This window comes from Anabaena sp. FACHB-595 (assembly GCF_048568275.1).
Taxonomy (GTDB): domain Bacteria; phylum Cyanobacteriota; class Cyanobacteriia; order Cyanobacteriales; family Nostocaceae; genus Trichormus.
The window spans coordinates 1,271,511-1,297,030 of the sequence record NZ_CP183473.1 but is presented as its reverse complement, the minus strand read 5'-3'; the positions used below and the strand labels follow the sequence as shown (position 1 = coordinate 1,297,030).

Annotated in this window: 19 protein-coding genes and 2 pseudogenes; 10 read left to right on the top strand and 11 right to left on the bottom strand. The window is 41.0% G+C overall.

Going from position 1 to position 25,520, the window contains the following annotated elements; all coding sequences use genetic code 11:
• Positions 1–332: 332 nt before the first annotated feature.
• Positions 333–1,841 (bottom strand): UbiD family decarboxylase, encoded by a 1,509-nt coding sequence (locus ACN222_RS05500; protein WP_096637246.1) that lies wholly within the window; start codon positions 1,839–1,841, stop codon positions 333–335.
• Positions 1,842–1,934: 93 nt separating this feature from the next.
• Positions 1,935–2,573: a histidine phosphatase family protein gene (locus ACN222_RS05495; protein ID WP_010995280.1), complete on the bottom strand. Its 639-nt coding sequence runs from the start codon at positions 2,571–2,573 to the stop codon at positions 1,935–1,937.
• A gap of 144 nt (positions 2,574–2,717) precedes the next feature.
• On the opposite strand from ACN222_RS05495, the gene ACN222_RS05490 reads away from it, so the two are divergent.
• Entirely contained in the window at positions 2,718–4,109 is a 1,392-nt protein-coding gene (locus ACN222_RS05490; RefSeq protein WP_044520813.1) for a carotenoid oxygenase family protein, read from the top strand.
• Between the two features lie 99 nt (positions 4,110–4,208).
• Here ACN222_RS05490 and arsC read toward each other — a convergent pair whose 3' ends face one another.
• Positions 4,209–4,604, bottom strand: coding sequence for an arsenate reductase, glutathione/glutaredoxin type (gene arsC, locus ACN222_RS05485; protein ID WP_010995278.1), 396 nt, complete (start codon positions 4,602–4,604; stop codon positions 4,209–4,211).
• Between the two features lie 64 nt (positions 4,605–4,668).
• Entirely contained in the window at positions 4,669–5,121 is a 453-nt protein-coding gene (locus ACN222_RS05480) for an ArsI/CadI family heavy metal resistance metalloenzyme (protein ID WP_010995277.1), read from the bottom strand.
• A 97-nt stretch (positions 5,122–5,218) separates the two neighbouring features.
• On the opposite strand from ACN222_RS05480, the gene ACN222_RS05475 reads away from it, so the two are divergent.
• Entirely contained in the window at positions 5,219–5,557 is a 339-nt protein-coding gene (locus tag ACN222_RS05475) for an ArsR/SmtB family transcription factor (protein ID WP_010995276.1), read from the top strand.
• Here the strand turns inward: ACN222_RS05475 and ACN222_RS05470 are convergent.
• Positions 5,551–5,802 (bottom strand): annotated as a pseudogene (locus ACN222_RS05470) (arsenic resistance protein); the annotation flags it as partial. The gene ACN222_RS05475 and the pseudogene ACN222_RS05470 sit on opposite strands and share 7 nt — an antisense overlap.
• A gap of 423 nt (positions 5,803–6,225) precedes the next feature.
• Here ACN222_RS05470 and ACN222_RS05465 point away from each other — a divergent pair.
• Both ACN222_RS05465 and ACN222_RS05460 read left to right on the top strand, forming a co-directional pair.
• A complete protein-coding gene (locus tag ACN222_RS05465; RefSeq protein WP_096637245.1) occupies positions 6,226–8,856 on the top strand; it encodes a TonB-dependent siderophore receptor in 2,631 nt (876 codons plus the stop codon).
• Between the two features lie 233 nt (positions 8,857–9,089).
• A complete protein-coding gene (locus ACN222_RS05460) occupies positions 9,090–10,085 on the top strand; it encodes an iron-siderophore ABC transporter substrate-binding protein (protein WP_010995273.1) in 996 nt (331 codons plus the stop codon).
• A 223-nt stretch (positions 10,086–10,308) separates the two neighbouring features.
• Here the strand turns inward: ACN222_RS05460 and arsB are convergent, their stop codons facing one another.
• From arsB to ACN222_RS05435, 5 genes are all read right to left on the bottom strand, one after another.
• Positions 10,309–11,439 (bottom strand): ACR3 family arsenite efflux transporter, encoded by a 1,131-nt coding sequence (gene arsB / locus ACN222_RS05455; protein WP_010995271.1) that lies wholly within the window; start codon positions 11,437–11,439, stop codon positions 10,309–10,311.
• Between the two features lie 5 nt (positions 11,440–11,444).
• On the bottom strand, positions 11,445–12,707 hold the full coding sequence (gene arsJ / locus ACN222_RS05450) for an organoarsenical effux MFS transporter ArsJ (protein WP_010995270.1): 1,263 nt from the start codon (positions 12,705–12,707) through the stop codon (positions 11,445–11,447).
• A gap of 102 nt (positions 12,708–12,809) precedes the next feature.
• Positions 12,810–13,823 carry an ArsJ-associated glyceraldehyde-3-phosphate dehydrogenase gene (locus ACN222_RS05445; protein ID WP_010995269.1) on the bottom strand — a complete coding sequence of 338 codons (1,014 nt, stop codon included), beginning with the start codon at positions 13,821–13,823 and terminating at the stop codon, positions 12,810–12,812.
• A gap of 60 nt (positions 13,824–13,883) precedes the next feature.
• Positions 13,884–14,942, bottom strand: coding sequence for a PstS family phosphate ABC transporter substrate-binding protein (locus ACN222_RS05440; protein WP_010995268.1), 1,059 nt, complete (start codon positions 14,940–14,942; stop codon positions 13,884–13,886).
• A gap of 396 nt (positions 14,943–15,338) precedes the next feature.
• Positions 15,339–16,463 (bottom strand): CobW family GTP-binding protein, encoded by a 1,125-nt coding sequence (locus tag ACN222_RS05435; RefSeq protein ID WP_010995267.1) that lies wholly within the window; start codon positions 16,461–16,463, stop codon positions 15,339–15,341.
• A gap of 173 nt (positions 16,464–16,636) precedes the next feature.
• Between ACN222_RS05435 and cysS the strand changes: the two are divergent.
• The 6 genes and pseudogenes from cysS to ACN222_RS05405 all read left to right on the top strand — a co-directional run bounded on the left by cysS (position 16,637) and on the right by ACN222_RS05405 (position 24,328).
• Positions 16,637–18,097 (top strand): annotated as a pseudogene (cysS, locus tag ACN222_RS05430) (cysteine--tRNA ligase).
• Between the two features lie 31 nt (positions 18,098–18,128).
• Positions 18,129–18,494 (top strand): four helix bundle protein, encoded by a 366-nt coding sequence (locus tag ACN222_RS05425; protein ID WP_010995265.1) that lies wholly within the window; start codon positions 18,129–18,131, stop codon positions 18,492–18,494.
• Between the two features lie 36 nt (positions 18,495–18,530).
• Complete coding sequence (locus tag ACN222_RS05420) at positions 18,531–19,967, top strand: TldD/PmbA family protein (protein WP_010995264.1); 1,437 nt, start codon at positions 18,531–18,533, stop codon at positions 19,965–19,967.
• Positions 19,968–20,106: 139 nt separating this feature from the next.
• A complete protein-coding gene (locus ACN222_RS05415; protein ID WP_096637244.1) occupies positions 20,107–21,453 on the top strand; it encodes a TldD/PmbA family protein in 1,347 nt (448 codons plus the stop codon).
• A 259-nt stretch (positions 21,454–21,712) separates the two neighbouring features.
• The gene (locus ACN222_RS05410; protein WP_010995262.1) at positions 21,713–23,119 is read left to right on the top strand and encodes a sensor histidine kinase; all 1,407 of its coding nucleotides are present in this window, start codon (positions 21,713–21,715) and stop codon (positions 23,117–23,119) included.
• Positions 23,120–24,001: 882 nt separating this feature from the next.
• Positions 24,002–24,328, top strand: a complete 327-nt coding sequence (locus ACN222_RS05405) for an STAS domain-containing protein (protein WP_041456314.1) — start codon at positions 24,002–24,004, stop codon at positions 24,326–24,328.
• Here the strand turns inward: ACN222_RS05405 and ACN222_RS05400 are convergent.
• On the bottom strand, positions 24,325–25,461 hold the full coding sequence (locus ACN222_RS05400) for a PP2C family protein-serine/threonine phosphatase (protein ID WP_010995260.1): 1,137 nt from the start codon (positions 25,459–25,461) through the stop codon (positions 24,325–24,327). The genes ACN222_RS05405 and ACN222_RS05400 overlap by 4 nt on opposite strands.
• Positions 25,462–25,520 lie beyond the last annotated feature (59 nt).

The following is a 25,520-nucleotide window of genomic DNA, read 5'->3' as shown; positions in this document are numbered from 1 at the left end:
TGATTTGACGAATCTAAAAAACAACTCTCCAAACCTCTCCACGTCCTACGGTGTACACACAAGTCTAATAACCTAGCCCCATAACCTTTTGATCCCCCCTAGCCCCCTTAAAAAAGGGGGAAAAAGAATCAAAGTCCTCTTTTTTAAGGGGATTTAGGGGGATCAAACCACATTTTGCACCCAGCACAAAGATGTGTGTACACCGTAGCCGAGTAGGAGCGAAAAGTCTGAGAGGAGGTTTCCTCCGATCAGAACTTTTCAAGAGAGAGGGGTTTGGAGAGAGGTCATCGAACTCAAGTTAACTCACGTCACGTTAATGCGTAATTGGCGTTCTATTTCATATCGTAACCAAACAAGTTGGGGTCAACTTCTCCTAATTGCAAGTCTGCTAAACCATACTCAGCCCATCGTCGTTCAACCATCGCTGCTACATCTGCATCAGATTCTAAAGGCGCACCCCATTCGTGGTCTGTTTCTGGGGGAATTTTAGTAGTTGCATCAATTCCCATACGTCCACCTAAACCAATTTTTTCACTGGCAAAATCTAAGGTGTCAAATGGTGTATTCGGGAGAATAAATACGTCCCGTGTGGGGTCAACTTTGGAACTAATCGCCCATACTACTTGACGCGGGTCACGAATGTTAATGTCTTTATCGACGACAATGACGAATTTGGTGTATGTGAATTGGGGTAAAGCACTCCAAAAAGCTAAGGCTGCCCTTCTTGCTTGTCCAGGGTATGCTTTATCAATGGAAATAATCGCAGCTTTGTAACTCAATGCTTCCATTGGCAGGAAGAAATCAACAATTTCTGAGACTTGTTGCCGTAGAATTGGGGTATAAATGCGATTAAGTGCGATCGCCATCATCGCTTCTTCTTTGGGTGGACGACCGCTAAATGTAGTCAAATAAATCGGGTCTTTGCGGTGGGTCATGCACTGGAAGCGAATCAAGGGAGAATCTTCCACGCCGCCATAATAGCCCATGTGGTCGCCGAAGGGGCCGTCTGGTAACATTTCCCCTGGTGTAATGGTTCCTTCTAAGACAAACTCGGAATCTGCGGGAACTTCTAAATCTACAGTTTTACATTTGGCTAACTGCACACCAGAACCGCCGTACAATCCAGCAAATAGCCACTCTGATAAATCTACAGGAATGGGTGTGGCGGCTGCCATGATAATTAAAGGATCTACACCAAGGGCGATCGCAATCTCTAATTTTTTACCACGTTCAGCAGCTTTGCGTAAATGTCTCGCCCCACCCCGCACGGATAACCAGTGTACGGTCATCGTATTCTTGGATTGCAGTTGTAAGCGATACACCCCCACATTTGGCGTACCTGTCTCACAATCTTTAGTAATCACTAGTCCTAAGGTAATAATCTTGCCAGCATCACTAGGATAAGGACGTATTAAAGGTAACGTATTTAAATCTACATCATCACCTTGAACTACCACTTGCTGACAAGCCGGAAAAAAATCCCGTCCCGGTTTCGCTTTCAACACATCAAACAGCACTTTACCAAAATCTATCGCCTGAGAAATTTTCTTGGGTGGTTTTGGTTGTTGCAGCATACTCAGCTTTTTACCCAGAGTCTCTAATTCTTGGGGATGCTGCATATTCATCGCCCAGCATATCCTCTCCACCGTTCCCATTAAATTGACAGCAACGGGGAAAGATGCGCCTTTGACATTTTCAAATAATAAGCCCGGCCCACCTTTTTGCAGCATTCTATTAGAAATTTCTGCAATTTCTAAATCTGGGTCAACTAAAGCGGAAATTCGCTGTAATTGTCCTCTTTCTTCTAAAATTTTAATGAATCCTCGTAAATCTCTGGCCATAGTAAAACTAAATAATTAAGAAGTGTGAAGCGCCTTCTTATATTATTAGCCATTGCTGCCCTGTTGTATGGAAAATGGGGACTGGGGATTAGTTTACGTTCCCGCTAAGTTGCGTAAATGCTCATTTAAATGAGTGCGATCGGCTAACATCTGTAAAATGGGGCCGTGAGCAGTAAATTCTACAAGACTAACTGAAGCGACTGGACATCCTAAACGATAGCGAAAACGTCCAACATCAATTCCTAACAGACTGCACAAAATAATTCTAATGGTGGCTTTGTGAGAAACTACCAAAACATTGCCACTAGTATACAGATGTTTAATTTCTTCAATTACTCCCATAGCGCGAGATGCAATTGTGATAGCCATTTCTCCGCCAGTAGGAGCATACCACGCAGGGTCAGCCGACCAGCGAATATAATCATCGTGGTATTCTTGGTTGATTTGTTTTGGGGTTTTGCCTTCCCATTGGCCGTAATTAATTTCTTTTAAACCATCCCGCAGTTCTGGTTTAATTCCTATTGCTTCACTTAAAGGTTTGGCTGTGTCCATAGTTCGCTGCATGGGACTGGAAAAAATAGCTGTCCAAGAGACTGAACTATAGGTAGACGCAAAAGCTTTTGCCATTTCCAAACCTTCTGGGGTCAGTGATGAGTCGATTGAACCGCAAAAGGCATTATTACGGCTGCATTCTGTTTGTCCGTGACGAAGTAAATAAAGATTTAGGCTCACTTTTGATTCTCACTTATTTTCAATGTCAGAATGCGAACAATTAGTTAATGTCTGTGGACGGCTAACCTGGGTATTAGAAAGCACAGTGGGCGGAACACAATCGCTAAGATGGTAAAAGATTCACTCACTTTCTCATCCAACACCATGACCACAACAGCCGTCAATCCCTATCTAGAGGGTAATTTTGCACCTGTCCACGAAGAAATTACTACTGACACCTTAAAAGTTATCGGTGAACTACCTCCGGAATTATCAGGGATGTTTGTCCGCAACGGCCCGAACCCCCAATGGACACCCATCGGACAATATCACTGGTTTGATGGTGATGGGATGTTACACGGTGTCAGAATTAGCAACGGTAAAGCTACTTATCGCAATCGCTACGTCCGCACTCAAAGATGGCAAATTGAACATGAGGCGGGTCAAGCCATCTGGACAGGATTGATGGAACCACCCCAGACAGAACTCCCTAGCAGAAACACTGGTAATACTGCCCTCATCTGGCACGCAGGACAACTATTAGCATTATGGGAAGGCGGCGCACCTTACGCAATTCAAGTTCCCGATTTAGCAAGCATTGGTGAGTATACCTACAATAACCAGCTAAGTTCTGCTTTTACCGCCCATCCTAAAGTAGACCCAGTGACAGGGGAAATGATGTTTTTCGGCTACTCATTTGCACCACCATATCTACACTACAGCGTAGTTTCCGCAACAGGAGAACTGGTGCGAACAGTACCTATAGATTTACCTATGGGGGTGATGATGCACGACTTTGCTATCACTGCCAACTACACAATTTTTATGGATTTACCGTTGACTTTTAGTGTAGAACGGATGCAACGGGGAGAACCCATGCTAATGTTTGAGAGCGATCGCCCTAGTCGCTTTGGTATTCTACCCCGTCATGGCGACAATAGTCAGATTCGCTGGTTTGAAGCTCCCTCTTGCTACGTTTTCCACACTCTCAACGCCTACGAAGACAAAGACGAAGTAGTACTTTTTGCTTGTCCCATGCGTTCTACTACTGTTCTAGCTTCCCCTGATTCCCAAACCGACCCAGAAGCAGACATTCCCCGTTTACATCGTTGGCGCTTTCACCTCAAAACTGGAAAAGTACATGAAGAAATGCTGGATGATGTCGCCTCAGAATTTCCCCGTATCAATGAAAATTTCTTAGGACAACCAACGCAATACGGCTACACTAGTCGGTTAGCAAAAGGTTCTATACCTTTGTTTGAGGGTTTAATTAAATACGACCTCAGCAATGCTAAGTCTCAAAATTATGAATATGGACAGGGACGTTATGGGAGTGAAGCTGTTTTTGTACCTCGTCCTGGTGCAACAGTTGAGGATGATGGCTGGTTAATTACTTACGTTTACGATACTGGTGAAGAGAGTTCTGAATTAGTTGTTATAAATGCCCAAGATATTAATAGTGAACCGATAGCGCGAGTGCTACTTCCCCAACGAGTACCTTACGGTTTTCATGGTATCTGGGTTACTGAGGAACAGTTGAATTTTAGGAGAATTTAATCACGTAGAGGCGCAGAGATGGAGATGAGGGAGAAATTCTTTCCTATCTCCTAATTAAATACAGTTTAGTACTAGAAGCGTTAATCAAAAGGCTTTGATTTAGTTGAGTAATGCGATTAACTTTACCACTCTTTCTTTAATCTCATCACGCACACGGCGAAAAGTTTCTATAGATTCTCCTTGAGGATCATCAAGTTGCCAATCTTCAAATATATCTCGTAATACCCAAGCTTCTGGTAAATTCATACCGCAACCACATAAGGAAATTACTGCGTCATACTCTTCTGGATGGAAATTTTCTAAAGGCTTAGAAGTCTGGTTACTAATATCAATCCCAATTTCTGACATGACTTCTATGGCAAATGGATCTATCTGACTAACGGCTAAACCTGCACTAGTCACAGCGATATTATCTTTACCTAATATTTTAGTAAAGCCCTCTGCCATTTGCGATCGCCGAGAATTATGTTTACATACAAACATTACTTTTTTCATGATTTCTCCCTCTTACAGAAGATAAACAGAGACGATTTTCGCCTCTGTTAAATATCGTTATTATCTAAGCACAACATGACTTCTTGACAGCCTGAATTTCCCCAGAAGAACTTACTGTTGCAAGATTCTTTTCTGGCGCTGTATCTGCTACTTTTACCACAAAAACTTCCCAACGGTTCCCATCTGGATCTGTTACCCATACTTTGTCTTGTAAAGCGTAGCAACAATCAGTATTATCCTCTGTAAATAAATCTAGTCCTGCTTCGTTAAATCGTTCGATAGCTGATTGTACTTCTTGAGTACTTTCAACTTGTACACCTAAATGAGACAATGCACCACCAATCTGCACATTATTAGTTAAATTCAGTGTCAGGTTTAAGGCTGGGTTAGGAATATCAAATTTAGCGTAGTCGGTTTTATACTTGACTGGTTCTAAGCCAAACATGGCTCTATAAAATGTTACAGACTTCTCAATATTGGTGACATTTAAGGCTACGTGTGTTTTCATAACGGACATGAGTTTTTCTCCTAGTAATATTTAAATATTGATATCTATCAATATTTGTCTTCATCAATATGTTGCCAGATATATTGATAGATGTCAATATAAAAGTATGAACTTTCCTCAACCAATGTTTAACTGTTGTAAATCGGTACTTTCAGGATTTATCAAGCATGAAGAAGCAGTACAAACCGCCGCTATCTTTAAAGTGTTGGGAGAACCCGCTCGCTTGCAACTGCTGAGTTTTATCGCTAATCAGCCAAGCGGTGAAGCCTGCGTGTGTGAGTTAACAGAACCTTTGGGATTGTCTCAACCGACAGTCAGCCATCACCTCAAGGTGTTGTATGAAGTTGGTTTGTTGGCAAAAGAGCGCCGGGGTACTTGGATTTACTATCGACTGATACCAGAACAAATAGAAGCTTTGCGAGACGCTTTGAAACTACCTCAGTGAAAAGAAGTGATACAGCGCGGATCTCGTAAAGTTGCCTTTTCCGGTTGGCGTGGAAACCAAGATGCTGTGCGTTTGCATAACTCGACTAACATCAACATGACGGGAACTTCAATTAAAACACCCACGACTGTGGCGAGTGCAGCGCCAGAGTTCAACCCAAACAGCATCACGGCTGTAGCGATCGCCACTTCAAAATGATTGCTAGCTCCAATTAAGGCGGCTGGCGCAGCGTCTTCGTAAGCAAGATTGAAACACCCTCTTACACCCCTGTTTTTGGCTAGTTTACCAATTAGAGGTATTACTTAGCAAAATTAGCTTGGTGGACTAATAGTTTTTATATCTGATTATATGGAGCTAACTGAGTCAATTTTATCGAAGAAACAAGCGAGTTAGTAGCCCAGTTATTAATATTAAATCCTAATAAGCTTCCTTGCTTATCAACAAGGTTAAAGAGCTACAAAGCTTATTCTGTCTGCATTCCAGCCCTTTTTGTAGCCGCTTAAGACGGTAGCGGTAGCCCTACATCTTCATACTCTTTTTTTGGCGAAGGTATTGCTAAATCTTGATAATATGTATAGTCTAATTGAAAATAAGTTAGTTGCTAATAAATTTCATTAAGCTTCTAAGCCATAGTTACTAACGTGTTTTATCCTGGTGTGAGGAAATCAATGAGACTGCAATTGTTACTTCAAAGTCTGTTGTTTACAGGCTCGTTTACGTTGTCGTTAATAGCTCCAACTTTGAGTCAAGAGATAAAAAGTACAGAAACAGAGACTACCTCAGATCAGACAAGCAATCAAGCAATCAACACAATAATTACCAAGCAGCCACGAATTTATCAGATAGATCGCTCCAAAAGCGTCCAATGGCTAGCACAGTCGCCTCCACCGAGTTCATCACCTGCTGTTTCAGTCATCGAAGTGACGGGAGTGCAAGTTAATCCTTCCCAAAAAGGGCTAGATATAATTTTCCAAACTACCAAAGGGGATCAACTGCAAGTATCCGGTAGAAATGAGGGGAACGCCTATATTGCTGACATCCCCAATGCCCAATTGCGCCTATCTGGTGGTAGTATATTTCGTCAAGAAAATCCCATAAACGGAATTACGGAAGTAACTGTAACTAATCAAGATGCAAATACTATTCGAGTTACAGTTACTGGTGAAGCGAGTGTACCCTCTGTAGAGTTGTTTGATAGTGATCAAGGTTTAATTTTTGAAGTTGCTGCACCTACTGCTCCTACACCAGCACAACCAGAAAGCCAAGTTCAACCAGAACAACCATCAGCAGAATCAGAAGAACCAATTGAACTAGTGGTAACCGGTGAGCAAGATGGTTATAAAGTAGAGGATGCTACGGGGGGGACGAGAACTAACACACCTATCCGTGATACTCCTTTTTCCATTCAAGTGGTTCCTGAGGAAGTTATAAAGGATCAACAAGTACAACGTGTAACCGATGCCTTACGGGCTGTACCAGGTGTAATTTCTCAAGACGCACCTGTATCTGCATTTGAAAGCTTTAATTTTCGTGGATTTTCCAGTCAAAGTTTCCTCCGCAACGGAATCCGGGATGAAACAATCGGCACAGCAGGTTCTGGTGTTGCTAACATTGAACGGATTGAAGTTCTTAGAGGTCCGGCCGGTGCGCTATTTGGATCGGGTTCACCAGGCGGTACAGTCAATATTGTCACAAAACAACCTCTCAGTAGTCCGTTTTATGAAATTGAAGGTACTGTCGGTAGTTTTGATACTTACGAGGGTAGGGTTGATTTGACAGGGCCATTGAACAGAGACAATGACACGCTGCTCTATCGCCTGACTGCATCGGCCTCCAAGCTTGGGAGTTTCATTGACTTCGTTGATAATGAGCGGTATTTTATCTCACCGGTTCTTACATGGTTGATTGACAAAAATACGAATCTAACCTTGGAGGCAGAGTACCTATCTACGAAGAATCCTAACTATAACGGCTTACCTGCTCTGGGTACAGTTTTGCCAAATCCTGAGGGTGAAATTCCTCTAAGTCGCAATCTTAACGAACCATCATTTGACAAAAATGACCGCCAAGTTTACCGTCTTGGCTACAACTTTGAGCATAGGTTTAGCGAAAATTGGCAGTTTCGCAATTCCCTCCGGGCGGCATTCCAAGAGTATCAAAATGAAGCTATCTTTCCACTGGAGTTGCTAGAAGACAATCGGACATTGGTGCGGTTTGCACAATCGCTGGAAAGTACGCGAAATGTTTACGTATTAAACACCAACGTAGTTGGTGATTTTAAGACAGGTAGCATCGCACACAAATTGCTGTTTGGCTTTGATTTATTAAGAGATGACACCAGAAACCGTGATACTCAAGATTTTGCAATAGAGCCAATCAACTTGTTCAATCCTGTTTATGGAACTCAGACAATTGGTTCATCCGCTCCAAGTTCAAACTTCATTTCTAATACTGATGGACTGGGTATCTACCTGCAAGACCAAATGACATTAGCAGATAACTTCAAAATTTTGTTGGGTGGACGCTTTGATATTATTAGCCAAAAACAAGAAGATGATAATGGTGAGACTATAAATTTCCTGCAAGATGAAGCCTTTAGCCCTCGGATTGGCTTAGTATACCAACCCACTAAAAACATCTCTCTTTATGGAAGCTACAGCCGCTCATTTACGCAAGTAGTAGGAACCAGCTTCGATCAACGGCTATTTCAGCCAGAACGTGGTACTCAGTACGAAGTGGGGATCAAAGGAGACTGGCTAGATAGGAAGTTGTCAACCACCTTGGCTTTTTACCAAATCACCCGATCTAATGTACTCAGCAACGATCCGGACAATCCAGGCTTCTTGATTCAGACAGGTGAACAAAGAAGTCAAGGTATTGAGTTAGATATTGCTGGCGAAATATTACCAGGTTGGAAAATTATTGGTGGGTATGCCTATTCTGATGCAAAAGTGACTCAAGACCAAGAATTTGAGGGCAATTTACTTAACAATACACCAAAACACGCATTCAGTTTATGGACAACCTATGAGCTTCAATCTGGTAATTTGCAAGGTTTGGGTTTTGGTTTAGGCCTGTACTACATCGGAGAGCGTCAAGGAGATCTGTCTAATAGCTTTGAGTTACCAAGCTATTTCCGTACTGATGCTGCAATGTTTTACCGTCGTAATAATTTCCGAGCTGCCCTGAACATCAACAATTTATTTGATACAGAATATTTTGAAACAGCTTTCGACGCTCTGAGCGTTGTCCCAGGCGCACCATTGATGGTGAAATTTACTTTAGGTTGGCAATTCTAATTCTACTGTTTAGGTTAGCAGCTAGATAAAACTCCAAATCATTTCTAGTAGGATGTTTACACTCCAACACGACATAAAAACACGACATAAAATTCACAGTGGTGATGTGTTTGTAGATAAAAATAAGACGATTTATTTACTTGGCGGTTGTGAGTGTACAGAACTTTGGAGAAAGATTCAGTTCTGTGTAGAAAATATTATTCATATGGAAAAATGCAATTAGGAATTCTTCGATGAAGAAACGACTGCTCCATTATTACCGACTTATTTTCTTGATAACCTTTGCTTTAGTATTGGTTACAGCTTGCTACAGCAATATAAATGACAATATAAAATCTTCAAAGTCACAACCAATAACATCTGAGTGCCGAGTTATCAAGCATCCTTTAGGAGAAACCTGTATTCCTTTGCAGCCACAACGCATTATCACAATGGATGAAGATATTTTAGAAGTGTTGCTGGCACTTGACTTAAAACCAGTAGCAGTAGCAACAAATGTAAATGCCTGGGGTAACAGAGAACGACAATTATTCAGTAAAGCTGAAGGTATAGCTTCAATTATTTTAGGAAATGAAGCTCTGCCAAATTTAGAAAAAATGGTGCTGTTACATCCAGATTTGATTTTGGGACTTGCATCTAGTACTAGCAGAAAAGATTATGAATTATTTTCACAGATAGCTCCCACGATTACACTTGATTACGTCCAATCTCGTTGGAAAGATAGGTTCTTGCGTATTGGCGAAATCATGGGTAGAAGGGAACAAGCCCAAAAAGCACTCACCCAATATCAACAACGAGTGGAACAATTGCGAACAATTGTGGCAAAACAATTAGGAGAAATCAAAGTTTCTGTTAGTAACTTCACTATTTGGAGTCAGACAATAGAACTTCGTTCCAAATTTTCATTTCCTGGTAGTGTCCTTTTAGAAGTAGGACTGTCTTTTCCAGAAAGACAAAATCAATTTTCTACCACTCCAGACTATCCTTTTGTATCTGTTAGCATGGAACGTCTAGAATTGCTAGATGCAGATGTAATGTTTGCGTCATTGGAATATGGTTCGGAAGAAAAATTTCAAAAATATCAGAATAGCCCTTTATGGCAAAAACTTAAGGTAGTTAAAAACAACCGATTATACACAGTTGATTCAGGTTACTGGATATTTGGCAATATTCTCTCAGCTAATGCCATACTTGATGATTTATATCAATACCTGGTAGGAAAATCATGAAAAATTCTAATATTTTGATGTGAGATAAACACTGTTGATGTCACATCAATCAACTTCTATAGGACTAGTATTTGATTTCTGAAATATATGTAGGGTGGGCAATGCCCGCCGTATCACAATTTTGGTGGGCATTGCCCACCCTACAAATACTTACATACAAACATGACTTTTTTCATGATTTCTCCCTCTTACAGAAGATAAACAGAAACGCTTTGACACTACCTCAATGAAAAGAAGTGATACACCGTGGATCTCGTAAAGTTGCCTTTTCCGGCTGGCGGGGGAACCAAGATGCTGTACGTTTGCATAACTCGACTAACATCAACATAACGGGAACTTCAATTAAAACACCCACGACTGTGGCAAGTGCAGCGCCAGAGTTCAAACCAAACAGCATTACGGCTGTAGCGATCGCCACTTCAAAATGATTGCTAGCTCCAATTAAGGCGGCTGGTGCAGCATCTTCGTAAGCAAGATTCAGCTTTAAGGCTGCTACATAACTAATTAAAAAGATGAAATTAGTTTGAATAAATAGTGGTACAGCTATCAACAAAATATGTAGGGGATTTTTAACTATTAATTCGCCCTTAAAGGCAAATAACAAGATTAAAGTCAATAGCAAAGCCGTAATAGCAATGGGGCTAAGATATTTGAGAAAGCGACTTTCAAACCATTCTTTACCTTTATATTTAAAAATCCAGTAACGGCTATATATGCCAGCAATTAATGGCAAGCCAACGTAAATTAAAACAGATAAAACTATAGTTTGCCAAGGCACAGTTAAATCATTTGCTGCTAGTAACCACCTTCCCAAAGGTGCATACAAAAATAGCATTGCTAGAGAATTAACAGCCACCATCACCAAAGTGTGACCTTGATTCCCATAGGAAAGATAACCCCACATCAAAACCATTGCTGTACAAGGGGCAATCCCTAGTAAAATCGTCCCAGCTATGTAAGAATTGGCGATCGCTACTTCACCACCACGAATTAATTCTGTACCCGTAATTAAGGGACGAAACAACCAGCCTAAAAAGAACTGAGAAAAGGCCACCATCGTGAATGGTTTAATTAACCAGTTCACCACCAAGGTAAGAATTACAGGTTTTGGGGTACGCAGCGCATTCATCGCTTGCGTAAAGTCTATCTTCACCATGATGGGATACATCATGAAAAATAGACATACTGCAATAGGAATTGATACTTGATAGACACTGATAGCATCTAGTTTTACCGCTAACTCTGGAAATAATCTGCCTAAAGCTATGCCGACAAAGATGCACAAAAACACCCACAAAGTGAGGTATTTTTCAAAAAAGCTGAGATTACTTTTGGTTTGTTGATTCAGGCTCATTGCTTTTAATCTCCGTCTCCAGCTTTCCAGGCGCTCGCTCTACTTGGTTTAGGATCTGGTAATCTCAGGGAAACTACGGCTGCACCTAATACCAAAAACGTAGATGTCCACAGACAACCAACCAACCCTAGCCATTGATATACCAAACCAGATAAAACCGTACCTGCTAATCGACCGCCAGAGTTTGCCATATAGTAGAACCCAACATTCAGGGCTACTTTGTCATCGTCGGTGAACGCCAATACTAAGTAAGAGTGAACCGCAGAGTTGAACGCAAACACCACACCAAACACGAGCAGTCCCCCAACTATGGCAAAATTAGCAGGTACACCAAATTGCAAAGCTAAGGCGATCGCAGCTGGAACCGCAGTTAGTGTCAATGTCCAAAATTGGATAGTCTTTGATTGTGGCGGACGACCAGAACCAAATCGCCGAATCAGCGATGGTGCAGACGATTGAATAATGCCATAACCAATCACCCACACTGCCAAAAATCCACCCACTTGGTAAAACGACCAACCTAAAACCTCGCGCAAGAACACTGGTAACGCCACTACAAACCAGACATCCCGCGAACCAAAGAGAAAGAAACGGGCGGCTGAGAGGATATTAATTTCTGGACTCTTAGAAAACAGTTGGCTAAATTTAACTTTCTTCTTAATTTTGCCCATACCTTTAGGCAACATTAACCCAGTAAACATCAACAGTAACAATCCCCCTGCCATAACTAACAGGGAATTGACAAAGCCAAACAAACCCAACAAGGCGCTACCAACAAAAAAGCCCACTCCCTTGAGAGCATTTTTAGAACCCGTTAATATAGCTACCCACTTAAACAAAGAAGACTGGTCATCTTGGGGAACCACCAAGCGAATCGCACTTTTAGAACTCATCTTGGTTAAGTCCTTGGCAATTCCTGAAAACGCCTGAGCTGCCATCACATACATCACAGCCAACCACTGCGCCCAACTAGGATTTAGATATGCCAGCATCACTAAAGAGAAAATCTGTAAGCCAATGCCCGTGTAGAGAGTAACTTTTAATCCTAATTGTGAGCCAATCCAACCGCCTAAAAAGTTGGTGACAATACCGAATATTTCATAAAACAGGAACAAAGAGGCGATTTGTAAAGGAGTGTAGCCGATTTTGTTGAAATAAAGCAGCACTAGCATTCTCAGCGCGCCATCAGTGATGGTAAAACCCCAATAGGCTAGAGTTACGAGAATATAGTTTTTGAAATTGGCTTTAGAAGCTGTAGTGGAAGTCATGGGGACTGGGGATTGGGGACTGGGGACTGGGGACTGAGGATTGGGAACTGGGGGATTTACTTTTGAGCTAATACCTAGTCCCCGATACCTGATACCCAATCCCTATTTGAGACTTAATGCAACCTTACGAGCGAGTTCAACCATGCGGTTGACGTAACCCCACTCGTTGTCATACCAAGCCAGAATTTTCACTTGCGTTTCGTCTACAACCATTGTGGAAAGGGCATCAATGATGGAAGAACGAGGGTCATCTTTGTAGTCGATGGAGACTAAAGGACGTTCTTCATAGCCCAGGATGCCTTGGAGTGGTGCTTGTTCAGATGCAGCTTTGAGGAGTGCGTTAATTTCTTCGACTGTGGTTGGTCGGGTAACTTCAAACACACAGTCTGTGAGGGAAGCGTTGAGCAGTGGTACTCGTACAGCGATACCGTTGAGTTTACCTTTGAGTTCTGGGTAAATTAAGGCGATCGCTGTTGCTGATCCTGTAGTGGTCGGAATCAGTGATAAACTGGTAGCCCGTGCGCGCCGTAAATCTTTGTGGGGCGCATCAACGAGGGTTTGAGTATTGGTGTTGTCATGGATGGTGGTAATAATTCCATGTTTAATCCCCAAACCTTCATGAATCACTTTCACCACTGGGGCTAAACAGTTGGTTGTACAGGAAGCAGCAGTTAAAAGATGATGCTTTTCCGGCTCATATAAATAGTCATTCACTCCCATGACAATATTTAAGGCTTCTTCCTTCACAGGTGCAGCCACAATTACCTTCTGCACCCCGCGCTTGAAATAGGGGTCGAGGGTTGCAGGAGTCCGAAATTTGCCAGAACATTCTAGGACTAAATCAACACCAAAGTCTTCCCAGGGTACATCGTCTGGTTTGCCATACTCACTAAAACTCAGGGGAGTACCATCAATCAGGACACGTTCCCCCTCTGCTTCTACCTCTGGTGTCCAGCGTCCGTGAACAGAATCAAATTTGAGCAAATGGGCTGCTGCAACTGCACCACCTTTTATTTCATTAATATGCACAAATTCCAGTTCCGGCCAATCCCATGCAGCCCGCAAAGCCAGCCGCCCCATCCTACCAAATCCGTTGATACCAACACGAACTTTCATGCGTTTTCCTATTTTTATTAGTCAACAGTCAACAGTCAACAGTCAACTGTTAACTATTTATTAAAATTGCTTTTGCTTGCGTAGTAATTCACTAAGCGTTAAATCAAACTGGGATTTACCAGCAAATACTGTTCCTGCTTTACCTTGATTTAAGTGAACATAATTAATTTGGTAAGCTTCACTGGATAAGGGTACATAACCCACAGCCTTGGCAGTTTTTGGCGCTTGTTTAATGTAGTAATCTGCAAACTGATAAACTGCACTTTTATTTTGGGATGACCAAGGATTGACGTAGATAAATAAAGGTCGAGAAAGGGGCTGATATTTGGATTTTTCTACTGTTTCTCGTGATGGTATGATTGCACCTTTGCCATTATCAACTGCTAATACTTTTAAGCTTTTTTGGTTTTCTTCATAATAGGCATAGCCAAAGTAACCCAACGCGTTGGGGTCTTTACTAATACCTGCAACTAAAACTTCATCATCTTCGCTAGCCGTGTAGTCATTACGGCTGGCTTTCGCCTTACCTGTGATGGCTTCTGTAAAATAGTCAAATGTCCCAGACTGTTTACCAGCACCGTATAAATTCAATGGTCTATCTGGCCAAGATGCCCGTACTTGGTTCCAACGGGTAATTTTTCCTTCCGCCCCAGGTTCCCAAATCTTTTTCAGTTCGGCAATTGTAATATCTTTTGCCCAATCATTTTGGGGATTCACAGCGATAGTTAAGGCATCAAAAGCCACTGGTAATTCTATATACCTGATGCCGTTGCGGTTACAATCTGCCATCTCTGCTTGCGTAATCGGTCGAGAGGCATTGTTTATATCTGTTTTCCCTGCACAAAATTTGGCAAATCCGCCACCAGTACCGGAAATATTCACTTGAACTTGGAGATTATTTTTGGAGTTTGCTTGAAACTCTTGAGCGATCGCCTGGGTAATCGGATAAACTGTACTTGAACCGTCAACTGTCACACTTGCTACTTTTGTTGAATTAGCAACTTCGGTGACTTTTGCTGACTCCGGAGATTGAGTCGAGTTGTTAGATGTAGCTGTGCAACCACTGACGACAGCAAAAATCCCCAGCGTGAGAGCCAATTTCTCTGCTGTTGTTTTCATTTACCCCACCTTTATGGTGATATTTAGGTATGTCTATATCATTTCAAAAAAAATTGATATGTCAACCAAGGTGAGGCTATTCTACATAAAAATTCATCAATAAAAGTTGATGTATTAGTAAAGGTTATTAATTAGGCGACTGGGGACTGGGGACTGGGGATTGGGGATTGGGGATTGGGATTGGGGATTGGGTACTGGGGGAAGATAATGTATGTTGTGTACAACGTCTATTCATCCCCTTACCCCAGATATGAATTTTTTGTTCTCAAGTAAGCTATTCTGCTTTTAAGTTGCATAATCCATAGTGAAGGCTGTTGACCGTTAACAGTTAACCGTTAACAGTCAACATCCCTTATTAGTAGTTATGCAATTTAGGCGCACATTAGCTTATCCGTTCTATTTCCCAAAACCTTGACCTCTGCTGGTAGAAGGAAGACAAACGCAGTTTTCTAATTGAGTGAGTAAGGTTTCACGATCTAAATTTTGACCAATCAACACTATTTGGTTTTTTGGTTCACCCTTCCATTCTTCATCATCTAAAGTAAAACGTTTACCACAGAGGTGGAAAATGTGACGTTTGGGACTTTCATCAAACCACATAATCCCCTTGGCTCGGAAAATATTTGTGGATAGCTGGTTATCTAGGAAATATTGAAACTTGCGAATCGAAAAAGGTTGATCACTTTGGAAAGATATTGAGGTGAAACCATCGTTTTCTAAATGGTCGGAGTGGTGATGATGGTGTTCGTGGTCGTGATGGTCGTGACCGCAAGCTGAATGATCATGGTCATGATGATCATGCTCACAAGCTGAATGGTCGTGGTCGTGGTCATGGTGGTCGTGACTATGCTCATCGGCTGCATCATAATACTTATCCGACTCAAATAGACCCACACTTAAGATTAAAGGGAGGGGAACTTGCGATCGCTTCGTTCTTAAAATCCTCGCACCTTCTTTAACTTCATTGATTTTTCTTTCCAAATCATTCAAGCTGGCTTCATCAACCAAATCTGTCTTGTTCAACAGAATGACATCACCGTAGGCAATTTGGCTGTAAGCCGCTTGCGAGTTGAATAAATCTAAACTGTAATTGGCTGCATCTACTACAGTAATAATGGAATCTAACCGGGTTAAATCCCGCAATTCTGTACCCAAAAATGTTAGGGCTACTGGTAGGGGGTCAGCTAGTCCAGTGGTTTCTACAACTAGATAATCTAGCTTTTCTTCCCTTTCTAAAACCTTGTATACAGCATCTACTAAATCATTATTAATAGTGCAGCAGATACAACCGTTACTCAGTTCCACCATGTTCTCATCGGTGGAAACAATTAACTCGTTGTCAATGCCGATTTCTCCAAACTCGTTGACCAAAACGGCGGTTTTTAAGCCCTGTTGATTGCTGAGAATATGATTTAGTAAAGTTGTCTTGCCACTACCGAGAAATCCAGTAATAATCGTGACTGGCATTCCTTGTTTAGGAGCATCCATTGGTTGAGAATTATCGGTGACTGCTGATTGCATAGCAATATGGTCGCAAAATTAAAAGATACGAGAGGACTTTCAGGGCAGCTTGTTTCGAGCAGAATGGCAAAATGGTAGCGGAGATAGTCCAGAAAACACTAGCATAGGGATGCTGGAATATTTGTCCAGCTGCTTTATCCTATTATTGCCTATCTCTTCCAAGTTACCGTGTTATGACCCTAACGATTTACAACACCCTCACCCGCCGTCAAGAACCTTTGGAAACTGTAGAGCCAGGTAAGGTTAAGATGTATTGCTGCGGCGTGACAGTTTATGATTATTGCCATTTGGGTCATGCACGTTCTTACATTGTTTGGGATACAATCCGGCGTTATTTGATTTGGCGTGGTTTTGGAGTTAAATACATCCAAAATTTTACTGATATTGACGATAAGATTCTTAACCGTGCCAAAGAACAAGGTTTAACGATGGCGGAGGTGTCAAACCGCTTTATCGATGCCTATTTTGCAGATATCCGCCGTTTAAATGTGCTGGATGCGGATGAATATCCCCGCGTCACCGAGCATATTCCCGAAATTCATCAATTAATCCAAATTCTGGAAGAAAAAGGTCTAGCTTACGCTGTTGGTGGGGATGTCTATTATCGCGTAGAACGCTTTCCCAGTTATGGCAAACTCTCTGGTCGAGAGTTGGAACAAATGCAGGCTGGTGCTAGCGGTCGGGTAGATGCGGAAGATTCAGAACCTAAAAAACAACATCCCTTTGATTTTGCCTTGTGGAAGGCAGCAAAACCAGGGGAACCAGCGTGGGATTCTCCTTGGGGTGCAGGTCGTCCGGGATGGCATATTGAATGCTCGGCGATGATTCGTTCTAAGCTAGGGGCAACAATTGATATTCATGGTGGTGGTGGAGATTTGATTTTTCCCCACCATGAAAATGAAATTGCTCAGTCTGAAGCAGCCATGAATCAGCCATTGGCGCGTTATTGGACACACAATGGTATGGTAATGGTGAATGGTCAGAAAATGTCAAAATCTCTGGGTAATTTCATCACCATTCGAGAATTATTAGATGGGGTCGGTAGCTGGAAGGAAGACCCCGTAAACCCGATGGCTGTAAGATTGTTTGTCTTGCAGGCACATTACCGCAAGCCTTTAGATTTTACAGAAGAAGCGATCGCCACTGCCGAAAATAGCTGGAAAACCCTCAAGGAAGGTTTGCTCTTTGGCTATCAATATGGTGAAAAGCTCGGTTGGGGTCAAGAATCTGCAATTATTCCTGAACTCGCCACCCGTTTTCAAGAATTAGGCGATGATGACTTTAATTTCTCTGGCGGCTTGTCTTTGCTCAATTAGCGCTTCAATATCTGTATCACTCAAACCCGCTTGTGTCTGGGTTTCATCATCTAGTTTGGCTTCTAAACCCAAGATTTTAGCTAAGGTGAAACCCTTGTCACCTTAGCTAAAATCTTGGGTTTAGAAGCCAAACTAGATGATGAAACCCAGACACAAGCGGGTTTGAGTGATACAGATATTGAAGCGCTAATTGAGCAAAGACAAGCCGCCAGAAAAAACAAGAACTTTAGCGAAAGCGATCGCATCCGTAATGAACTGCAAGCACAAGGTGTAACCTTAATTGATAGCCCCCAAGGTACTCGTTGGCACAGAAGTTAAATTCAAAATTCAAAATTCAAAATTCAAAAAGATGAGTAACCACAAAGCTATTACCGACAGAACATTTGAGTTTGCTACTCGGATTATCAATCTTTGCAAGGTACTTGATGAAACTTCAGGAGTAGCAAGAACCATATCTAAACAGTTGCTACGTTCTGGAACTTCAATTGGAGCCAATGTTGAGGAATCCCAAGCTGCTCAAAGTACAGCAGATTTTGTTCACAAACTAGAAATTGCGCTGAAAGAAGGGAGGGAAACAAGATATTGGATCAGGCTTCTCATTGCTACAGAATTGATCCCCGAAAACAGACTATTGCCAATTTTGGGCGAAACCAATGAGTTAATCAAGATAATTGCTGCAATAGTTGTTAAAACCAAACAAAATAGTCAAAAATAATTTTGAATTTTGAATTTTGAATTTTGAATTGAATATATGTGGTCTGAACTTACACAAGCGATCGCTAGTTTTAAAATACCTGCCGATTGGATCGGTATTAGAGTAGTCAAAGAAACTGCTGCTAACCATTATGTCCGTGATGGTTTGCCCCAAAGTAACGGCAAATCAACCACAGTCGGAGCCATGTTAGAAGTTTTGGTCAATGGCTCCTTGGGTTATGCGGCTACCAACTCCCTAGAATTATCATCCTTGCAAGCGGCGGCAGAAATAGCCTATAAACAAGCACTAGCAGCCAGTCAGTGGGGGATATACCCGTTCCGTGACACTGAACGCCCCAAGGTGGTGGGTGAATACAATTCCCCATTTTTAGAGCCATTAGATGCGCTTAGTCCTGGGGAAATTAATGATTTGTTGGTGCGAATTTGCCACACCTTAAAAGTGGACGAAAAAATTGTCCAAACCACCGCCAGCGCTTCCACCAGTGAAAAACAGAGTTGGTTTGTCAGTAGCAACGGTTCTGAGGTATATCAAAAATTCTTGTCCATAGGTACTCATTATGGCGCGATCGCTCAAGATGGGGCGATCGTTCAACAACGTAGCAATAACGGCTGGCAAGCACACTGCTATCAAGGCGGAATCGAACTGTTAAAACAAGACCACCTATGGCAAAGAGTACGGCAAATAGGCGAACAAGCCATAGAACTCTTAACCGCCACAGAATGTCCAAGCACCCGCACCCATTTGGTTTTAGCCCCAGACCAAATGATGTTACAAATTCATGAAAGTGTAGGACATCCCTTAGAAATTGACAGAATTTTAGGCGATGAGCGTAACTATGCTGGTGGTAGCTTCGTCAACACCAGTGATTTTGGCAAACTAGTCTACGGTTCGCCATTAATGAATATTACCTTTGACCCCACTGTTGCCGGTGAATATGCCAGTTACGGATTTGATGATACAGGCGTAGTCGCCACAAGGGAATATGTCATCAAAGAAGGTGTATTACAAAGGGGTTTAGGCAGTTTAGAAAGTCAAGCCAGAGCCAAAGTTCCAGGGGTAGCCTGCGCTCGCGCTTCCTCCTGGAATCGACCACCAATTGACCGCATGGCAAACTTAAACTTAGAACCAGGAAACATCTCCTTTGATGAGATGATCAGTGATATAGAACACGGCGTTTATATGGAATCTAATCGTTCCTGGTCAATAGACGATCGCCGTTATAAATTTCAGTTTGGCTGTGAGTATGCCAAACTCATTGAAAATGGTAAGCTAACCAAAACCCTTCGTAATCCCAACTATCGAGCCACAACACCAGAATTTTGGCATAGTCTAGTACAAATCAGTGATGATGCTAACTGGCAAATGTACGGTACACCTTACTGTGGTAAAGGCGAACCAAATCAATCTATTTGGGTAGGACATGGTTCACCAGTTTGTGTATTTGCTGATGTCGAAGTTTTTGGAGGAGGTTAATCAATTCAAAATTCAAAATTCAAAATTCCCTACGGGTACTCTGCGAGAACGCCTTTAGCGAATGCGGTAGCGTTCCGCAGGGAAGCTAAAGCTACAAAATTCAAACTTTCATGTTGCCCTCTATTCCTTTTTGACATCCATGAAAATTGAGGAAGTATCTACTTTAGAATTTAGTTTTAATCAACTATTAGAAACTCTCTTAGTTAAAAAATTAGAAAACGAACAATTCACTGTGAAACTTAGCAGTGAACGTAGTCAATTTACTCGTTTTAATAAAGCCAAAGTTCGCCAAACTGGTTTTGTAGCTGATGGTTGGATTGAATTAACTCTGATGACAGACCAACGCAGCAGTTTTCGTCAGTTTCCTTTTACTGGAAATTGGGAAAAAGACTGGCAATCAGCATATCAAGCTTTACAAGAACTACGGGATGAATTGCCTTTATTACCAGTTGATCCCTATCTAGTTTTACCATCAGGAAACAATACCAGTCGGGAAACCCATATAGGTAATATATTGCCAGCAGAGGCAGTGGTAACGAATGTATTAGAACAAGTTAGGGAGTTAGATTTTACTGGTATCTATGCTGGGGGTTTAGTTATCAGAGCTTATGGCGATTCTCGTGGACAAAAACATTGGTTCGCCACTGACTCTTTCACGTTAGATTATTCTTTATTTATCAGTTCTGGGCAAGCTGTTAAAGGCACATTTGCTGGGAGTAGTTGGGATCAAGAAGCTTATTCCGTCAAAATTAGCGAAGGGAAACAGCAATTAAAACTGCTATCAAATCCAGCTAAAGAAGTACCAAAAGGACAATACAAAACTTATTTTGCCCCGGCTGCTGTTGCTGATTTATTGGGTATGCTTTCTTGGGGTGCAGTCAGTGAAGCAGACCTCCAACAAGGCAATAGTGCATTAGCTATTCTCTCACGCCAAGATAAACAACTTTCCCCTAAATTTAGTTTGAGAGAAAACTTCCAACTGGGTTTAGTACCGCGATTTAATCAACTGGGGGAAATGGCTGCACCAGAATTATCAATAATTGACAAAGGAATTTTAGTAAATACCTTAGTTAATTCGCGGACTGCTAAAGAATATCAAAAAATTGCCAATGGTGCGAACAGTTCGGAAACTTTGCGCGCGCCAGAGGTGATTACAGGGAATTTAACCTATGAGCAAATTTTACCCAGTTTAGATACAGGCTTATATGTATCAAATTTGCATTACTTAAACTGGAGCGATCGCCCCACAGGTAGAATTACAGGTATGACCCGTTACGCCTGTTTTTGGATAGAAAACGGTGAAATTATCGCCCCCATTGAAAACTTACGCTTTGATGAAAGTCTCTATCGCTTTTGGGGAGACAATTTAATAGATTTTACCAACTTTCAAGAATTCATTCCCGAAGTAGGAACCTATGAGAGTCGTCAACTAGGAGGTAGTCTGGTTCCTGGGATGCTGGTCAATGATTTTACTTATACTTTGTAGCCATATTCATTTATCAAACTGAATCACTATATTTAGGCGATTGTAACTATCGCTTATATACGATTATTTGTTTTAACTAGACGGCTATTATGGTGGTAATAAGCTAATAGATGATATCAATTTACAATCAATTAGTTTGTATTAATCTTGTATGAACCTTGCTTAAATTGTTCTTTGGTAATAGAGTTTATCCCTTGTACTTGGGAAGAATGAGAGGAACGACGTGTCTTAATACTTACTCAATATTCAACCTATTGTCATGCTAACTCCAATTTCAAAGCAAACGGCGATCTCGTTACCAAATCAACCACTCCAGCAAGAAAACATTAACCTAAAACTGATTGTAGAAGGGATTGCATCTCAGGTTGGTGAAGCCTTCTTCCAAGCTTGCGCTCATTACTTGGCTGAGGTACTCCAAATTCAGTATGCTTTGATTGCAGAGTTTATTGATGATGACCAGCCACGAGCTAGAGTTTTGGCATTTTGGAAAGGAGAGGAATTTGGCCCCAATTTTGAATACGATCTGGCTGGAACTCCCTGCGGCGTTCTTTATCAAGAAGGTCTTCAGATTTACCCTAATTGTATCCAGAAAAAGTTTCCTGATGACCTAGATTTAGTTAATTTGGATGTGGAAAGCTATCTAGGCGTGCCAATTTTAGATCCTCATGGTAAGCCTCTTGGACATATTGCTGGCTTACATACTAAAGCATTAGAACGTAGTTACGAAGAACAAGAAGCTATTTTAAAAATATTTGCTGCTCGCTCCGCAGCAGAAATTGAGCGCCAATTGGCAGAAAAAGCACTTAAACAGCAAAATATTCACTTAGAACAAACTCTCAAAGAGCTGCATAAAACCCAAATACAACTGATTCAAGCAGAAAGAATGTCTAGTTTGGGACATCTTGTCGCAGGTGTTGCTCATGAGATCAATAATCCCATTGGGTTCATTTATAGCAATATTACCCATACTAAAGAATTTATAAATATTCTTTTAGAACTGATTGCAGCATATCAATTAGAATATCCTAATCCTTCTATACCCCTGCAACAAAAAATTAAAGAATCCGACATAGAATTTTTACGCAAAGATGCTGCTAAAATGCTTAAGTCTATGGAAACGGGAAGCGATCGCATTCGAGATATTGTCCTGAGTTTACGTAATTTTTCTCGCCTTGATGAATCCAGCAAGAAATTGATAGACCTGCATGAAGGGATAGAAAGTACTTTGCTAATACTGCAACATCGATTGCAAGCTAATGAGCTTTTACCACAGATCCAAGTAGTTAAAGAATACCAGCCACTTCCTAAAGTCAATTGCCATGCCAGCCAGATCAATCAGGTATTTATGAACATTTTCAATAATGCGATTGATGCTTTACGGTCTGCCTCTAATACAATTACTCAGCCAATAATTGAAATTAAAACAGAAGTAATTCTGCCAGAAAATACAGTCAAAATTTCTATTAGTGATAATGGAATTGGTATAGATGAAATATCAATATCCCATATTTTTGATCCTTTTTTCACTACCAAACCCGTTGGCTCTGGTACTGGTTTAGGACTTTCTATCACCTATCAAATTGTAGTTGAGCAGCATCGCGGAAAATTAAACTGTATTTCTACTCCAGGACAAGGCACAAAATTTGAAATAGAAATACCTATTTAAAGGAAATAAGATTCATCGACTAAGTAGAACAGGGTAAATAATTAAAGTATTGTTGTGTACCCTTGTGTTTAAGCAAGTGTTTAAATGATCTCACGCCAAGGTTTATACCATTTCCCTCAATATACAAGGTTGGGTAGAACGCAGTGAAACCCAACAAAATCGAGGTTTTGGTGTTGGGTTACTCTATGAGAAGGCTGCGCCTACGTTCCTCAACCCAACCTAAATCTGTCTCAAATATTTTGTGAATTGGTATTACGCGCAGCGTCTGACTACGATATGCTCCGCGAACAAAAAAGGACTAAAGTCCTTACTATGAAACGAATCCTAGCGTTTTTACATTACTTAACATAGTTTATTTTTTCAAGTTGTTCTACTTACTAGACAACATCCAAGATAAGAAAAGAAAAACGGAGCTATGGGCTATGACGAGGGCTGGCTAATAGCCCGTTTGATAGTTTCTGCTGGCATAACTGTCTTTATTGCATTGAGGGTTAAGTTAAATTGCAGCTTAAATTACAATTTTGCCAAATTGATTAGCTAATTTCTATAATGTATATTGCGTGAGAATATTGTTTGATAAATTTACGAAAAAATTAGTCTTTTGGGTACAAGATATACAAAATAATATTGAGGAATTAGGCTATCTTCATATCTCTTACCTCAATCTTATTTCCTAAATCAGGTTCATAATTATATGAAGATAAATTCAAAATCTACATTTATTGATTGAGGTAAAATTGACTTGTATTGTAGTTACAAATGGAGTCTATAAGCAATAAGTAAGCCTCTTGAGGCGCATATGTTTCACTAAAATTGTGTGTGTTGCTATATAATATTGGCAAATTTAGTACATCCTCTTACAGTAAATTGGTTAAGAACACTATGAATCAGCAAGTACAAGTTATTAAACTCAGTGGAATTATCAATACGGCAAATTCACAGGAACTGCGAGAAGAGATTACCCATCTCCTGAATAGCGGCACAAAAATTGTTTTAGTTGATTGTCAGGATGTGATTTTTATGGATAGTTCCGCCTTGGGAGCTTTAGTATTAGCTTTTAAAACATTGAGAGCAGCCGGGACAAAATTATTCCTCTGTTCGATTAATGAACAGGTGAGAATATTATTTGAATTAACTGGTATGGATAAGGTATTTGAAATATTTAATAATCAAGATGAATTTAATCAAATTATACTAGCGAATAGTTAGTCAAACTTAACTAGTAGGATTGATAAATCATCTTCAAATATATCTTTGGAGTTCAAGGCGGTAAGGCAATTTAAGACCTGATCAAGTTGATAATCTTCATTATGATGTACGCTAGCGAGTATCTGAATGAAAGCATCTAAACTCCAAAGTTTGCCATCTGATTTAGTAATTTCGTAAGCGCCATCACTGAAGATATACAAACTGCTCAATTTTTCGACATCGCAATACGCATCAACATATTGTGCTTCTGGAAACATACCAACTGGCATTCCTGGGGTTCTTAAAATTTGCACTTCCGTACTACCTGGGGATGTTCCAGATATCAAAATTGCAGGTGGATGACCAGCGCTAGCATAAATTAGTTGTCGTTTGATGCGGTGATAAACACCATACCAGATAGTGAAGTATTTATCATTTTGATAATTCATCTGGAAGGTTTCATTCAGACTTTTCAATACATCACTGGGTTGATAATAATTGAGATTTTTCAGGGCGCGGGAACGCAGTAAATTGAGAACAGAAATTGAGGGGAGAGCAGCTTTTAATCCGTGTCCGGCTGTATCTAGTAGATATAGTGCCAAGCAATCGTCATCCAGCCAGTAATAGTCAAAACAATCACCACCGAGTTGCCGAGAGGGGATGAATCGAGAATTGATACTGATGGGTTCATCTAAGGGTTCTGGTAGAAGCGATCGCACATATTCGGCGGCCTCTGCCAATTCTTCTTCTAATAGCAGCTTTTGAGTCCGCAAATCTCGACTTAATTGATGCAGTCGCAATCCGGCTCTAACCCTTGCTTGCATCTCATTTTGCTCAATCGGCTTGGTGATAAAATCATCAGCACCTGCATCTAAACCTTTAACGCGATCGGCCACAGAATCCAAAGAGGTGAGCAAGATAAAAAATGTAGTGGATAGATTCGGATCTGTCTTGATGCGATGGCAAACCTCCAGACCATTTAAGCCAGGCATAATCCAATCACAAATAATTAGCGCTGGGCGACTAGTTAATGCTTGAGTAATTCCTTCTTCACCATTACTCGCAGTAACTATTTGATAACCCTGTTTTTGTAAAATTCTTTTTAATAATATTTGAATTGATAGATCATCATCAATTATCAAAATTTGAAACATAGTCAATAGTCATTGGTCATTGGTTATTGGTCATTAGTCATTAGTTATTCTTCTTTACT

Bases quoted from the DNA above. Each gene is read 5' to 3' on its own strand.
- ACN222_RS05500 (WP_096637246.1), bottom strand. From the start codon at position 1,841: ATGGCCAGAGATTTACGAGGATTCATTAAAATTTTAGAAGAAAGAGGA.
- ACN222_RS05490 (WP_044520813.1), top strand. From the start codon at position 2,718: ATGACCACAACAGCCGTCAATCCCTATCTAGAGGGTAATTTTGCACCT.
- arsC (WP_010995278.1), bottom strand. From the start codon at position 4,604: ATGAAAAAAGTAATGTTTGTATGTAAACATAATTCTCGGCGATCGCAA.
- ACN222_RS05480 (WP_010995277.1), bottom strand. From the start codon at position 5,121: ATGTCCGTTATGAAAACACACGTAGCCTTAAATGTCACCAATATTGAG.
- ACN222_RS05475 (WP_010995276.1), top strand. From the start codon at position 5,219: ATGAACTTTCCTCAACCAATGTTTAACTGTTGTAAATCGGTACTTTCA.
- ACN222_RS05465 (WP_096637245.1), top strand. From the start codon at position 6,226: ATGAGACTGCAATTGTTACTTCAAAGTCTGTTGTTTACAGGCTCGTTT.
- ACN222_RS05460 (WP_010995273.1), top strand. From the start codon at position 9,090: ATGAAGAAACGACTGCTCCATTATTACCGACTTATTTTCTTGATAACC.
- arsB (WP_010995271.1), bottom strand. From the start codon at position 11,439: ATGAGCCTGAATCAACAAACCAAAAGTAATCTCAGCTTTTTTGAAAAA.
- arsJ (WP_010995270.1), bottom strand. From the start codon at position 12,707: ATGACTTCCACTACAGCTTCTAAAGCCAATTTCAAAAACTATATTCTC.
- ACN222_RS05445 (WP_010995269.1), bottom strand. From the start codon at position 13,823: ATGAAAGTTCGTGTTGGTATCAACGGATTTGGTAGGATGGGGCGGCTG.
- ACN222_RS05440 (WP_010995268.1), bottom strand. From the start codon at position 14,942: ATGAAAACAACAGCAGAGAAATTGGCTCTCACGCTGGGGATTTTTGCT.
- ACN222_RS05435 (WP_010995267.1), bottom strand. From the start codon at position 16,463: ATGCAATCAGCAGTCACCGATAATTCTCAACCAATGGATGCTCCTAAA.
- ACN222_RS05425 (WP_010995265.1), top strand. From the start codon at position 18,129: ATGAGTAACCACAAAGCTATTACCGACAGAACATTTGAGTTTGCTACT.
- ACN222_RS05420 (WP_010995264.1), top strand. From the start codon at position 18,531: ATGTGGTCTGAACTTACACAAGCGATCGCTAGTTTTAAAATACCTGCC.
- ACN222_RS05415 (WP_096637244.1), top strand. From the start codon at position 20,107: ATGAAAATTGAGGAAGTATCTACTTTAGAATTTAGTTTTAATCAACTA.
- ACN222_RS05410 (WP_010995262.1), top strand. From the start codon at position 21,713: ATGCTAACTCCAATTTCAAAGCAAACGGCGATCTCGTTACCAAATCAA.
- ACN222_RS05405 (WP_041456314.1), top strand. From the start codon at position 24,002: ATGAATCAGCAAGTACAAGTTATTAAACTCAGTGGAATTATCAATACG.
- ACN222_RS05400 (WP_010995260.1), bottom strand. From the start codon at position 25,461: ATGTTTCAAATTTTGATAATTGATGATGATCTATCAATTCAAATATTA.